Origin of the sequence: Pseudidiomarina andamanensis (assembly GCF_009734345.1) — a bacterium.
Classification (GTDB): domain Bacteria; phylum Pseudomonadota; class Gammaproteobacteria; order Enterobacterales; family Alteromonadaceae; genus Pseudidiomarina; species Pseudidiomarina andamanensis.
Genome location: NZ_CP032551.1, coordinates 1985814 through 1999645 on the forward strand (window position 1 = coordinate 1985814; position 13832 = coordinate 1999645).

At 45.4% G+C, this 13832-nt stretch carries 15 protein-coding genes; 5 read left to right on the top strand and 10 right to left on the bottom strand.

Annotated features, from left to right (window positions below; all coding sequences use genetic code 11):
• Positions 1-612: 612 nt before the first annotated feature.
• Positions 613-1530 (bottom strand): hypothetical protein, encoded by a 918-nt coding sequence (locus D3795_RS09455; protein ID WP_156268232.1) that lies wholly within the window; start codon positions 1528-1530, stop codon positions 613-615.
• Between the two features lie 21 nt (positions 1531-1551).
• Positions 1552-2286, bottom strand: coding sequence for a hypothetical protein (locus D3795_RS09460; RefSeq protein ID WP_156268234.1), 735 nt, complete (start codon positions 2284-2286; stop codon positions 1552-1554).
• A gap of 72 nt (positions 2287-2358) precedes the next feature.
• Between D3795_RS09460 and D3795_RS09465 the strand changes: the two genes are divergently transcribed.
• Together D3795_RS09465 and D3795_RS09470 are read left to right on the top strand one after the other, a co-directional pair.
• Entirely contained in the window at positions 2359-3579 is a 1221-nt protein-coding gene (locus tag D3795_RS09465; protein WP_156268236.1) for a sensor histidine kinase, read from the top strand.
• Positions 3580-3611: 32 nt separating this feature from the next.
• Positions 3612-4256: a response regulator gene (locus D3795_RS09470; RefSeq protein ID WP_156268238.1), complete on the top strand. Its 645-nt coding sequence runs from the start codon at positions 3612-3614 to the stop codon at positions 4254-4256.
• 484 nt (positions 4257-4740) lie between these two features.
• Here the strand turns inward: D3795_RS09470 and D3795_RS09475 are convergent, their stop codons facing one another.
• Positions 4741-5709 (bottom strand): nucleotidyl transferase AbiEii/AbiGii toxin family protein, encoded by a 969-nt coding sequence (locus D3795_RS09475; protein WP_310942419.1) that lies wholly within the window; start codon positions 5707-5709, stop codon positions 4741-4743.
• A gap of 89 nt (positions 5710-5798) precedes the next feature.
• Positions 5799-6419, bottom strand: coding sequence for a DUF6088 family protein (locus D3795_RS09480; RefSeq protein ID WP_156268242.1), 621 nt, complete (start codon positions 6417-6419; stop codon positions 5799-5801).
• Between the two features lie 635 nt (positions 6420-7054).
• Between D3795_RS09480 and D3795_RS11505 the strand changes: the two genes are divergently transcribed.
• Positions 7055-7486: a DUF262 domain-containing protein gene (locus D3795_RS11505; RefSeq protein ID WP_216648956.1), complete on the top strand. Its 432-nt coding sequence runs from the start codon at positions 7055-7057 to the stop codon at positions 7484-7486.
• Between the two features lie 110 nt (positions 7487-7596).
• Entirely contained in the window at positions 7597-8844 is a 1248-nt protein-coding gene (locus D3795_RS09485) for a hypothetical protein (protein ID WP_216648957.1), read from the top strand.
• Between the two features lie 101 nt (positions 8845-8945).
• Here the strand turns inward: D3795_RS09485 and merA are convergent, their stop codons facing one another.
• From merA to merT, 3 genes are read right to left on the bottom strand one after another with little or no spacing between them, the layout of a single operon-like run.
• Positions 8946-10349: a mercury(II) reductase gene (merA, locus tag D3795_RS09490; protein ID WP_092857848.1), complete on the bottom strand. Its 1404-nt coding sequence runs from the start codon at positions 10347-10349 to the stop codon at positions 8946-8948.
• Between the two features lie 55 nt (positions 10350-10404).
• Positions 10405-10704 carry a mercury resistance system periplasmic binding protein MerP gene (merP, locus tag D3795_RS09495; RefSeq protein ID WP_126834662.1) on the bottom strand — a complete coding sequence of 100 codons (300 nt, stop codon included), beginning with the start codon at positions 10702-10704 and terminating at the stop codon, positions 10405-10407.
• Between the two features lie 13 nt (positions 10705-10717).
• Positions 10718-11089 (bottom strand): mercuric ion transporter MerT, encoded by a 372-nt coding sequence (gene merT, locus D3795_RS09500; RefSeq protein ID WP_445936691.1) that lies wholly within the window; start codon positions 11087-11089, stop codon positions 10718-10720.
• Positions 11090-11142: 53 nt separating this feature from the next.
• On the opposite strand from merT, the gene merR reads away from it, so the two are divergent.
• A complete protein-coding gene (merR, locus tag D3795_RS09505) occupies positions 11143-11586 on the top strand; it encodes an Hg(II)-responsive transcriptional regulator (RefSeq protein ID WP_092857846.1) in 444 nt (147 codons plus the stop codon).
• 51 nt (positions 11587-11637) lie between these two features.
• On the opposite strand, the gene D3795_RS09510 is transcribed toward merR, so the two are convergent.
• From D3795_RS09510 to D3795_RS09520, 3 genes are all read right to left on the bottom strand, one after another.
• Positions 11638-11973, bottom strand: coding sequence for a YnfA family protein (locus D3795_RS09510; protein ID WP_126834663.1), 336 nt, complete (start codon positions 11971-11973; stop codon positions 11638-11640).
• A 15-nt stretch (positions 11974-11988) separates the two neighbouring features.
• On the bottom strand, positions 11989-12624 hold the full coding sequence (locus D3795_RS09515; protein ID WP_034734464.1) for a cation transporter: 636 nt from the start codon (positions 12622-12624) through the stop codon (positions 11989-11991).
• A 299-nt stretch (positions 12625-12923) separates the two neighbouring features.
• Positions 12924-13811: a cation diffusion facilitator family transporter gene (locus D3795_RS09520; RefSeq protein WP_092857844.1), complete on the bottom strand. Its 888-nt coding sequence runs from the start codon at positions 13809-13811 to the stop codon at positions 12924-12926.
• Positions 13812-13832: the final 21 nt, after the last annotated feature.

Sequence of the window (13832 nt, forward strand, 5' to 3'; positions counted from 1 at the left end):
TTAAATTCCTTTGGAAATTCGACACATTATGATGTTGTTTGTAGTGTAGGTCGATTCCATCGACACGACAAGGTTATTTGTCGATTATTTATTGTTTTATCGACATGAAGGTTTGTTGGGTGATTTAAAGGATGTTTGGGTTGTATCCGACGTCACTGAGGTGGAGTTGGATTTTCTACTTATTACTGCTCCGATTTTTCGGGGGGATTACAAAATAGCCAATAAAATTGATCCACCCAGGAAAACAAATTAGCGTTAATGTGTGCTATTCGTGACGCTGACAGTGGTTCTTAGTAAATTATTATCGCTGTTAAATATGACGGAAGCAGAAGTATCTCGAATTAAAGGTATTGGCGTGCAAACTTTATATAATTGGCTAGATAAAACCAAATTACAGGGGAAAGGTCAGCCATCGCTTATCAGTGGCAATTGCTTGAACGTCAGTCAATGATGCTATTTCGGTGGTTCATGAGCGAGACGGAGATACCTACACCACCGAATACCAATGCAATACAAATCAAGCATCTAGTACCTATTTTTGAATGACCCTGAATCACAGCGCAAATTGAAATACTCTCTTACCTTGGCCCTGCGGCACTTCTAAATGTGCATTTAAAGGCGGTCGAGCAATTCATACAGTGCTTTGTCGTTCTCCTGACCAAGCTGCTGTGCAAGTTGGCGATGTGTTTCAACACCCGCTTCATTGTTGTCCAATTTCATGAGCTGAGCCATGCGAGCATGTGCCCAAGCAAGCTCTGGAAGTTCTAAGTCGTTGTCGAATGCAAGAATGTATGCTTCCATACTTTGAATTCCATCTTGCACATCAATGCCGCTAAACACTGCATTTCTAGCCACTTGATAGCGAGCGTTTAGTTGTGCTGCACGAATTTCTGGATGCTCCGAGAGCGCGCTGTCTGCCTGTAACATAGCGGCTTGTTTGAATAAGGTGTGAGCGCCTGCATAATCTCCCTCTGCTTGCTTTTGTAGCCCCAAACGAAGTTTGAGTCGGGGTTCATTCGGGTGTTTTGTCATGGCCTGGGTTAATGCAGCGGTATAATTGTTAGCGTCGAAAACGTTCACTACACGTAATTGCGCAAGTGTACCTTGAAGGTTGTCGATCGTTGCTATATCAGCGGCCTTGGCCCGAGCCTTGGTCTCGCCGCCGCCTACAATAGAAGGTGCATTCAAGTAGTAGTTCAGCGCGGCTAGTTGGTACTTCATATTAGTTGGCTCGAGGGCCACGGCTTTTTCAGTACACTTACGGCTTCTTGATGCATTGCGCATAGCGCTCAACATGCCTTCTCCCGCACGTAGGCCATAAATTACACCACAGTAATAATTCACCTGAGGGTTCTCAGGGTACTGCTCAAGAAGCCTTTCCATTAGGCGCTGCGCAGGGCCAAGTTCATTTGGCAAATGTGCTTCTATTTGCTGCAGCTGAGGCTCAAGAGCTTGGGAATTATGTTGGGCCCAAGTGTTTACAGTGGCAAATGAGCATGCAGCGACTGTGAGAATAAGTATGTGTTTCATAATCGGTCCTTATTTATGGCCTTAATTTAAAGCTTTGCGTGGCGGGTCATATTTCTTTGAGAGTTTGGCGATAAAGGATGATCCAATAACTCCAGGAGCGAACCAAAGGGCAGTTTGTACCCAGCCACTAGTGTGTAGTAACGAATTTCCACCAAACACAATGAAAGCGGTGTATGCACCAATTCCAGAGCCGAGATAAGCTCCCAAGTGTTCACGCAACCAAGCCGTTGGAGACACGCTTTTACGGTAGGTATAAACCAAGTTAGACACACCAATCACCACTCCAAGTGCGCCGAATACAATGAGTAAAACGAGACTGTTAAAAATTCCAAAAGCGCTAAGTGCTAATCCATTGATTGCAAGCGCTCCGTTGATGGCTAAAGGCAGAGGCTTTTTCAAGCCATTACGGTTGCGTTTGTGCTCCAGCACTTGATTACCGTGAAAAATGGCGCAGTGAATCAACATGCCAAGATGAATAAGAAACCAAGCAAAAACATAAGTTTGTTGTAGGCGCACCTCGGTAAGGTGAGGAACCGCAGCAAGTTCAGGTTTAACGGCAGTATTGAATAACAACACCATTACGGAAGCAAAAATGCCAGTCAACGCAACCACGTGCATACTTGAGCCATAGATTTTGCCGAATTTTTTGTGATTTAAACCGCCTTTACGAGAAAGTACAGGCACCCAAAATAGGCAGAGTGCGAGCGCTCCAGCCAGTACGTGAATTGCTACGGTAAGTTGATAGATGGTTAACATAATTGCCATTCCTCCGAGAACATAGGGGTAAAGAGCAGGCCTCTTAAACCTTGGAGGAAATTTTAGGTGGCTATGAAAATGTATGTTAGTGACAGAAGTCACAACTTTAAAAATGACTTTTGGCCTATTGGTGATTTACGCAATTGCTTGCATACTCAGGCAATGGAATTGAAAAACTTAAAACTAGATGCTGATCGACTAAGCGGTATTGGCACCGTGCTGGTAGTGGCCGCTTTCGACTTGTGGCTGTTACTCTCAACCACCAACGCAAGCACACCAAGGCTTACTTTGTTGGCGTTACTTTATGCAACTTTTACGACTACATTTTTCATCAATACAAACGATGAAGTTCCGCTCTCAAGATGGCCCCGGCACCTAATAATTGGTGGTCAATTTGTAGTCATTTGTTCAATAATGTACACCACACCCAATATGTTTAGTGCCATTTTATTAGTGGTGTGGTCGGCGCAGCTCCCTTATTTTATGCCTTTTCGCTGGGCCCTTTGGCTCACGCCACTGTGGAGCTTTGTTGCGTGGAGTACGCACTTTCTGCGTTGGCAGCCCGACGGCATTGTAATTACTGGGGTGCTGTTCACTACGTTTAATGTGTTCGCGCTCATTATGATGGAGTCGAGGCGTAATGCAGAATTTCAAAAAGAGCGCGCAGAGCAAGCGAATCGAGAGCTTATTGCTATGCAGTCACTTGTGAAAGAGGCGTCGCAGCAGGAAGAACGGCTGCGTATTGCCCGCGATATTCATGATCTTGTAGGCCATCATCTTACCGCGCTTACGGTGCAACTCCAGGTGCTGGCGCGTAAGGTACCTGAAGCTCTGAAAGTTGACGTAGAGCGTTCTCGTGCTATTTCGAAATTACTGCTCGCAGACGTGCGTGTTGCCGTAAGCGAAATGCGCGAACATGAACAACTGAATTTGCGCGAAGCACTTGAGGCTTTGGTCGAAAAATTACCGGGCATTGAGGTTTCATTGGCTTTCCCGAACAAAGTTGCGGTACTCAATTTAGAACAAGCGCTAGCAATATTGCGCGGTGTGCAGGAAAGCGTGACCAATAGCGTGCGACATGGCAAAGCCACCAAGGTAGGAATTGAGGTGCAGCAATCTGAACGCGAACTTGTAGTGCGTGTTAAAGACAACGGGCAAAGCAGCAAACCGATCGAGTTTGGCAATGGCTTGAACGGCATGCGGGAGCGGCTAAAAAGCTTTAATGGCACTGTAACTGCTGAGCGCCAAGCGCGCGGCGTTTTGGTGTGTCTTAGAATACCGGTGGGTTTATGAGCACTTTGCACTCACCCGAAAAGCACCGAGTTATGTTAGTCGATGACCAAAAATTAATTCGACAAGGCTTAGCGAGCTTATTGTCGCTTTCAGCCCATATTGAAGTAGCACATGAAGCAGCAGATGGCGAAGAGGCACTTGCGTGGATCAAAGCCCATGGCATCGACATTGACATAATCCTGCTCGACTTAAGAATGCCAAAAATGAATGGTATTCAGCTTCTACAAGCCATGCGTGCAGAAAATATAAAAATTCCGGTTTTGATTCTGACCACCTTTGACGACCATAATATGCTTCTTGAAGCGTTGAAAGCAGGGGCGCGAGGGTACCTACTTAAAGACGTAGAACTCGAAATGCTAGTGAGTGGTATTGAGCGAATAGTCGCTGGCGAGTCAATGATTCAACCTACCATTACCACCTCGCTTTTAAACGGATTACAAGGCTTACATTCCGAATTTGAGGCCTTTGCCGCGCCCGAGGCGCTTTCCGCTAAAGAGCTAGAAATATTACGCCTTATTGCCGCCGGTTGTTCCAATAAAGAAATTGCCGACGCTCTTTTTAAGTCGGAAGGCACCGTTAAAAATCAAGTAAGCGCCATTATGGCGAAGCTTGGTGTGAGAGACCGGACGCGAGCAGTTTTAAGGGCTATTGAGTTGGGACTTATCGGGTTTTGTTAACGCTAAGGGAACCTATAGCTGCTCTCTGTCGCTAACTAGCTCCTTAAAATAACAAGTTCTAATCTTAAGTACCTCAGTGGTGGCGGCTAATTAACGGTATTATCGGACAGACGGCTCTGAAATTCTTTGATGGCGCACCCGACAGGAGTCGAACCTGTGACCTCTGCCTCCGGAGGGCAATCATAGGTTCGGTGGTAAATCGTTAAAGCCTGGTTTAGCAAGGGGTTAAACGGTGTTTTAATTTTTTAATTGGTGTCGAAATTGGCACTTTTGAGGCCGTTTAATGACAAATTTGGTCACAGAAAACCGACTCCAAAATTTCAAATTTTGACCTTTGCCTCGCGACAAGAAATTCTAAATCTCCGAAAAATCCTGAGTTTTTAGGTGGAAAAAATTCCACCTTTTAACCGGACTTTAGGTGTGTAGATTAGCCTATAATTTAATAATGCCAACAAACGAGATCGCTTTATTCCAAATATCGAAATTAACGCCGTCCGTTCAAAAAGCTATTAATTAGATCTTGCTGCTCGGCTAAACGCTCAATGATGCCGGCAAAGCTATCGGGGGCACTAAAGAACATTCCACCGCTTACGGACTGGTCGTAATCTTTTTTGATATCTTCGAGCAGCCGCCCCGTTGGAATTAGCACCAACTTACCGGAAAGAATGGCTTCAAAGGAAACGCCTCGAGTAGCCCACCTTGCCGACTTCATCGCTACCACGTCTTGCAGTGCTTCCATGTTTTGGTATGAGCCTTCATAGAGATTTTTCAGAATGCAGTCTACATCATACCAATGTCTGGACAACCGCACCGTATCAAGCGGGTTTTCTTGCGTGCAGAATTGATGAAGTGCGGTTAGCTTTTCCCAAATAATGTAATCCGGGTGGTAAGCCTCCACTGCAGCTATCGGTAACGTATGGGACTCTGCAATCGCATCTATTTCTGACAGGTAAGTCGTTACGGGTTTAGAAACCGTCGGCCGGCCCCGGTTACGGCCGCCAAATTCGAGCAGTACATGCTCTAACTGATAAGAATCATCCTGGAATGCCACATGTGGAAAGTGAATGTCGATTTTCTCACCACCAGAGTCTTCTTCAATTTCAGCGCTGAGTCCCTCAATGCCATAATCTGAAAGTCTGCTATTCAATCTTTGAACAAACTCGTTGGTCCAGCCTTCTAAACGCTCTCTCTGCTCACGTCTAAATTTACGTTGCTGACTCGGATTCCGTGTTGTCTGCGTCCAAGCAGCAGCTTCATCATCTGATTCTGCTAAGTCAGCCCAATGAATCGATAAATCAATATCCTCAGAGAATCGCTCAATGGTGCTATAGCACTTGCTCAGGGCTGTTCCACCTTTGAAGGCCACATCATGGCTATCTAATAAATCCTCTTCGTATAGCAACCGCAAAATTTCGGTTACCCAAATATCTTTCTCTAAAAAATTAGCGGCCAAACCTCTTGCGGAGTTCTGCGCAGCATATTCGAGGATTAATTTTAGTTCCGCTCGTTTCGCTTCAGTTCTATAGTAATCAAATATGTCCATCACACTGACGCGCTCTCAACTTGCGCTAGCTTTTGGCGCCATTGCGAATTCAGCGTAGAATGCTTGAGGTTGCTGAGAACACGCTCCTTCTCACTTCCTGTCAACGATAATCGCTTAAATACCTTGCGTAACTGCTCGGGCTTGAAGTGTTCTGGCTCCATCACCGAAAGGCCTCGAAGAATCATACCTTCAGGTTGGTTCAGCCACTTAAGCTTACTCGATGCGACGTGCTTCACTTCAACAGTTGAATTCCCCACTTTAAATTCACGCGATGGGCCGTTCGTCCAATAAATGGTTCGGGCAGGAGCCTGAGTTTGCAGTCCAATGCGATATGCCGCTTCAAAGCCATTCGAAACAAGTTTGTACCCGTAATTTCTCGCCCAAGCTTTTGCGACCTCTTCTGGGCTGGGCATTACCTTCGCCCCCGGTAAGTTTTCTATTGACTTAGGACGAACGTAAAAGCCTTTTGACACACGCACAATCTCGCCTGACTTCGCCAATCGGCTAAAAGCCTTCTGGACAGCACTTTCCGTGCCTAGCTCATAAAATCCCTCTATGGAAAAAGGAACACCTTTTCTCATGCGAGCAATCCGAGACTCAATTTGTGCGGTGATAGACATTGAGATAATCCTGACTATGAAATGCTGTGTTGATTAAATATACACCTTTAATTGCCCAATGTACATGGTCATTGATGTCAGGATTGTTTGATCCACCTAACCAATTATTTGGGTAAGGGTAAGACGGTGGCTGTAAATACTTCTAAAGACTCGAGATGCGTACTTTTACCTATGTCGAGTCTATCGACGCAACAGGATTGTTTGTCGATTATTTCGTGTTTTATCGACATGAAAGGCCGTTGGATGAAGTAAAAATATTTGGGTCATATTCTGCATTTTTTCGCTATTATTCAACTTTCCCCCTAAAATTGCTTCGATTCTTAGGGGGATTACAGCGATCCCGAACTGGGAAAAGTTGAAACTCGGTTTATTTAGATAAAATATCAACTAAAGTTATGGTAAGGCCTGATTTTTCCCGACTCTTTTAAGGTCACAAGACACTCTACGAGTGGGCTGTATTATTTGATGGGATAGTTACACTGGAACGTTAATACTTGATGTCTTGAGAGGGAAAATGTAATCCTCAACTTAATTAGAAACTATCAAAGATAATCCACCTTACTGTGAATGAGTGTCCTGAAACGAATGGACTCTTCACACAAATTCACGATTTAAATTAGAAAGTGTGGGACGACATGGCAAAATATGAAGTAAAGCAAACAGCGATCAGTCAAATTCTTGCTGACGTTCGTAGCGATAAAATAGCAATTCCGGAACTACAACGACCATTTGTTTGGAAAACATCTCAGGTCAGGGACTTAATTGACTCACTTTACAACGGTTATCCGGTTGGTTATCTGATAACGTGGCAATCTGTTGGCGCCAAATTAAAGGGGGGAGCTGTCGCAGCACATCAACAAATACTAATCGATGGCCAACAACGAGTAACAGCGTTGAGGGCCGCAATTGCGGGACAAACGGTGATTGGTAACCGTTATGAAAAAAAGCGGATCGCTATTTCGTTTAATCCTGTAACGGAAGAGTTTGCGACGAGAACGCCAGCGATTACCAATAGCTCCCAATGGATTCACGATATTAGTGAGTTTTTTCCGGTTCCAGTCAGCTGAGCTTTCTGAGAAATTATTTCGCTAAAAATCCAGATGTTGATCAAGACCAAGTTGAACAAGCCTCGGCGAGACTCGCCGCTGTTGAGCATGCGCAAGTAGGTGTCATTTCATTGGCAGACGATTTGGATGTAGAAACGGTTGCAGAGATCTTCGTTCGGATCAATGCCAAAGGTGTTCCGCTATCAAGTGCTGATTTTGTAATGAGTAAAATTGCCACGTACGGCAATGAAGGGCGCAATCTTCGGAAGCTAATTGATTATTTCTGTCACCTGACGGTCTCTGGGCACGCATTTGATGATATTAAAGAGAACGATGAAGAGTTCGCAAAATCGGAGCATATTAGGAAAATTCAGTGGTTAAGTAATCAAACGGACGAGTTATTTCAACCTGACTATACCGATGTCATTCGTATTGCCGGTCTAGTTGGATTTAGTCGTGGTAAAGCCGGAGCAATTGTTAGTGAGCTATCCGGGCTTGACCCACAAACGAGAAAAATTGATGAAAATCTTATTCCAGCCGCGTATTCTCGTTTTGCGGAAGCATTAGATCTACTTGTGAGTAAGACGCATCTCGAGCGATTTGTAATGATGATCAAGTCTGCTGGGTATATCGATGCCAGCATGATTGGGTCAAAGAATGCATTGAATTTCGCATATGCACTTTACCTGCGCCTTCGGTTGGACGATCAGCTGAATGAGGGAGAGAGAGCAAGAATTGTAAAACGCTGGTTCGTTATGACATTACTGACCGGAAGAGCCGTGGGAAGCTTTGAATCCACGTGGGAAACTGACTTACGTCGTATTAAGGACCACGGTGCGGAACAATACTTACGCACTCTTGAAGCCTCAGTTCTAAGTGATAGTTTTTGGGATGTAACTTTAGTTCAGGAGCTCGAGTCACCAAGCAAGCGTAGTCCTGCATTCCAAACATATTTAGCAGCAAGAGTTGCAAAAGGAGGGCGGGGATTCCTTTCAAAGTCGATTAATATCGCACAGATGATCGAGGGGCATGGCGATATGCACCACATAATTCCCAAGAATCACCTTATTCGTCATGGATTCCCGAAACAGGGAGATTACAACCAGATTGCAAACTTTGCGTTGACAGAAACAGCAATCAACATCGCGATTAAAGACCTACCACCGAAAGAATACATGTTAATGGTTCTTGAACAGATTGAATCCGGAAATTTAAGACTTGGCGAAATTTGTGATCGAGAAGATTTACAGAGAAATTTAGCCGAAAATGCTATTCCTGAGCTCATATTCAATACTACCGCAGAAAATTACAAAGAGTTCCTAGCGGGACGCCGTTTTTTAATGGCAACAATGATCAAAGAGTATTATGACAGCCTTTGATCTTAAAGATGAGAAAACTTATACATAATTGTCTTCAATCTATTTAAAACTCAATGGCGGCAAGGTGTCTAGCAAATCAGTGTCGATTCAGCTAGGTTATCTCACCCAGCGCAGCAAGATAATTGGCTAACATCTTTAGTAAACGTTTGAGCGCATAATTTTAAGCCTTCTACCATCGTAAGGTATGGGAAGAGCTCATCAGCCAACTCATTGACTGTCATTCCTGCTCTTATCGCCATTACAGCAGCTTGAATCAACTCACCGGCTTCTCCTGCGACGACTTGAACACCGAGCAGTCGGCCGCTGCCACTCTCTGCGACAATTTTTATAAACCCTTGGGTATTGAAGTTAACCAATGCCCGTGGGACATTTTCAAGGCTCAACGTGCGGCTTTCGGTGACGTAACCACCAGTTTTAGCATCAGCTTCTGATAAACCCACCGTGGCGACTTGTGGATCAGTAAAGATAACCTCGGGCATTGCACTGAGATCAAGATGCGCATCACCGCCCGTCATGTTAATAGCGGCTCGGCTGCCGCCTGCGGCGGCGACATAGACAAACTGCGGCTGATTCGTACAGTCGCCTGCCGCATATACTCTTGAGCTAGAGGTTTGCATGCGCTCGTTAATCGTTATTGTACCGCGTTCAGTTTGTACACCGATGGTTTTTAAATCGAGGTTTTCCGTATTGGGCGTACGGCCTGTGGCCACGAGCAGTTGTTCTGCTTTTAATGTTCCGGCATTGGTTTTGAGAATGAAGTGTTGTCCGTCGTAACGCACTTCGCTGGCTTCTGTATGCTCAAGCACATTGATGCCTTCGCGATCAAAAACAGTCGCTATTGCTTCACCAATGGCAGGCTCGTCTTTGGATAACACCCGACTGCGAGCCAAAACAGTAACTTCACTACCGAGACGCGCGAAGGCCTGTGCTAATTCAAGAGCAACGACCGAGGCTCCAATAATAGCGAGGCGTTTAGGAATGTTACTTAGCTCTAATGCGCTTGTCGAAGTAAGGTAAGGGGTTTCAGCTAAGCCGGGGATGGGGGGTTGTGCGGGTCGGGCCCCGGTGCCGATAAAAGCACGGTCAAAGTAAACCGTTTGCTCACCGCCATCGCGAAGTGATACGGAAAGAGTTTCATCGTTTATAAAGCGGGCTTCGCCGTTAATAACGGTAATGGCGGAATTCTCTCTAAGAATACTCTGGTATTTGGATTCACGGAGTTCTTCTACCCGAGCCTGTTGTTGCTCGAGGAGAGCTGATCGATTTACCTTAAGAGTATGAGTACTTAAGCCTTTATCAAAAGGGCTTTCTCGCCGCAGTTGGGCGATATGAGCCGCTCGGATCATGATTTTAGACGGGACACAGCCAATATTGACACAAGTTCCGCCAATAGTACCTCTCTCAATGAGCGTCACTCGGGCACCTCTCTCGGTCGCTTTGAGTGCCGCAGCCATCGCACTGCCGCCGCTACCAATGACAGCAATGTGTAAATTGTTATTACTCATAACGGTTACTCCTTGGTCTTTCAGTTTTACAGCAGCTATAAGGCATTGTGATGTTTCATGACTGATTTTTTGGTGCCGTTGCTTTCAGTGTTGATGGGTATCCTGCATTTGTCGTTGCTTCAGTGAGCTGCTTAACTGACGTTTTTTCGTCGTCGAATGTCACGGTTGCATCCCGCTCTTCAAAACGGACATCGACGGCGCTCACACCTGCAACTTGGCCAAGTGCAGCTTTGACAGTAATTGGGCAGGTGACGCATGTCATACCGGGTACTGATAGCGTAACCGTTTTCTCAACCGCCAATGTGGGCATGCTAAACAGTAAAAATAAAATGGTTGTTATCATTGTTTTTTTCATCGTGTATTGCCTCCTAGTAAAAGAAAGGAACAACATAGGGGTAAGCCAATGCTGTTAAAGTAAGCACCGCAACGAGCCAAAACATCACTTTGTAGCTCTTACGAGCATTTGGCGTTGCGCAGGTGTTATCAGGGTTGCAGTCATCAGCACGCCGGTATATTCGACGCCAGGCAAAGAATATGGCAATCAATGCAATGGCAATAAAAATGGGTCGATAAGGCTCAAGTGCTGTGAGGCTCCCAATCCAGGCCCCGGATACACCGAGTGCAAGTAATATGAGGGGACCCAGACAACACGCAGATGCCAGAGTCGCTGCGATCCCTCCCGCGAGAAGAGAGCCCCGACCAGATTTTGAATTTGACATAAGAGTAACTCCTTCGGGCATTTTGCTTTAATGTGTTAATCTTAGACCCGTACCTCACTACGGAAGCAATAGCTATGTTAAAAAAACGCAACGTAATGACAATTGGCACGCTGGCCAAAACAGCCGGCGTGGGCGTGGAAACGGTGCGCTATTATCAGCGCCGAGGGCTAATGAGCGAGCCGGAGAAGCCGTATGGGGGGATCCGACATTACGACGAACAAGCGCTTGCTCGGCTTCATTTTATTCGCGCGTCTCAATGGCTCGGATTTAGTCTGGATGAAATTGGTGAGCTATTAACTCTGCAAGATGGCGCTCATTGCGATGAAGCACGGGAGCTTGGAGAGCAAAAGCTCACCAGTGTTCGTCGAAAGATATCGCGCTTACAGCAAATTGAACGAGCGTTGAATGAGCTGGTGCAAAAATGCAGCTCCGGACACGGAGATGTCTATTGTCCATTGATGGCGTCGCTTAATGACGGGGTTGAGGACGCTACCACGGACAAACATAAGGTGCGTTAGTCTGTGTAGTAAAACTTTTGAGCGTAGTTCTTTAACTGAATTGCTTTATAGCTAACGCCAGCCATACACAAGAATCCCCATACCGGTTAGCACAAACGCCGCCCCAATCAAGTCGAAGCTGGATAAAGGCGATTTATCGACAATTCGCAGCCAGACTATGGCAGTTAACACGTAAATACCGCCGTAGGCTGCGTAAACGCGCCCGCTTTCCGCCGGATGAAGTGTTAATAAGTAAGCAAATAAGGCTAAGCTTATTGCTGCCGGAATGAGCAACCAAACGGAATGACCCTCTTTGAGCCATAGGTAGGGTAAATAGCAACCGACAATTTCTGCAATTGCGGTTGCGATAAATAACCCGAGTGTCTTTATTAAAAATATTGAGCTCATTACGAATCCTGGTGATTACCCGCAACACCCAGAAATATCGTCTTTTTCACCTGTCTTTACAGCTATCGCGTCTTTGATGATGCGAATAGCAGAGTGCAGTACAATGATGGCTATGACAGTTGCGATGAGTAAGTCAGGCCATGCCGCATGGAGCTGGGCGACGAGCATCGCAGAGACAATAACACCGACATTCATGATCATGTCATTGCGTGAACAAATCCAGCTGGCGCGAATGTTAATATCGCCGTTTCGGGAGCGATATAGAAGGGCAAAGCAAACGATGTTTACCAGTAATGCAAGCCCCGCTATTGAGAGCATGACAAAGGTTTCGGGCTGACTACCAAATGCCAGTTTAAGGATGACATCCAATAACACCGCCAGAGCTAATAATGTTTGCAGTATGCCGTTTAAAATAGCGGCATTGACTTTATATTTAATGGCTTTGCCAACAGCGTATAAGCTCACAGCATAAACCAAAGTATCGGCAAGCATATCCAGCGAATCAGCAATAAGACCACTGGATTCAGCCATCCAACCCGCAATGAACTCAACAAAGAACATGACGCCATTAAGGACTAGAACCGTCCATAACAACCTGCGTTGAGAGTTATCCATTTCGGCTTGCGCTGAACTTCCGCAACATGATGACATTGGAACAACCTAAAACGATTTCGATATACCTACAGTTTATCACACGTTAACACGAGTTTCAGCGCTGGTTTTATGGTGGATTATTAGATAAAGTGGCCGTTACGAAAATATATTGGTTGCTCATATTGGTCTTATTAACACACAGCTTTTTTACCTCTGCATCTGCTTCTTTCCATATTTAAGACTCGGGTCACCAAAGTGTCGATGTTGTGTTTGGAGAATATGATATCGAGCATCAATTTCATGCGCACATCTGGTGTATTACTGGCTCGTCTTGAACAAAAATAATGCACTCATTATCAGTTGTCCCGGCACGCTTCATCAGGATCTTCGAGTTCTACCGTTGTATGGCTTAGAGCATAGGGCGCAAGGACGTTATCGATGTGCTGTTTTAAGTCGCTACGGGCCTCGATATCAAGATTTTCAGTTAACACCAAATGAACGGTTAATACATGCTCCTCGCCGTCTAGTGACCAAAAATGCAAATGGTGTAGGTCAGCAACATGAGGTAGCTCCAGTAAAGCGTCAGCGACTTGTCTGTAGGTTTTTTTGTCCGGAGTTGCTTGTATGAAGAGTTTCAGCGTTGCCCACAGGTTGCGCAGCACATTCACTAAAATAAATAGAGTAAAGCCAATCGACAATATAGGGTCGAGAATTGGCCAGTCTACGAACAACAAAACAATACCAACGATAAGTACAGCAACCCAGCCGAGAACATCCTCCAGCAAGTGCCAGTTAATAACGCGTTCGTTTAACGTTTTGCCCTCTGACAATTTGTAAGCGGCAAATCCATTAACTGTAATGCCAACGACGGCTAAAGCGATCATGCCATCAGCGATGGGCATTTGAGGGTTCCAGAGTCTGGGAATCGCTTCCACAAGTACCCAGGCAGAGCCTGCGATTAAAACAACGGCATTAATAAATGCACCGGCAAGATTGAGTCGCTTATAACCGTAGGTAAAGTGTTGGTTAGCCTGTTTTTTGCCCAGCTTATTAAGTACCCACGCCAGGCCAAGCGACAAGCTATCGCCAAGATCATGAACGGCATCAGCTAAAATGGCGGTACTGTTGGTAAGAAAGCCACCAATAAACTCGATAATGGTGAAAACAAAGTTAAGAACAAATGCCCACCCTAATCGGTTGGACGGCATGTCCTTTGAGTGATCATGGTTATGGTGATGCCCCATAATACGTTCCTCTTTGTAGTA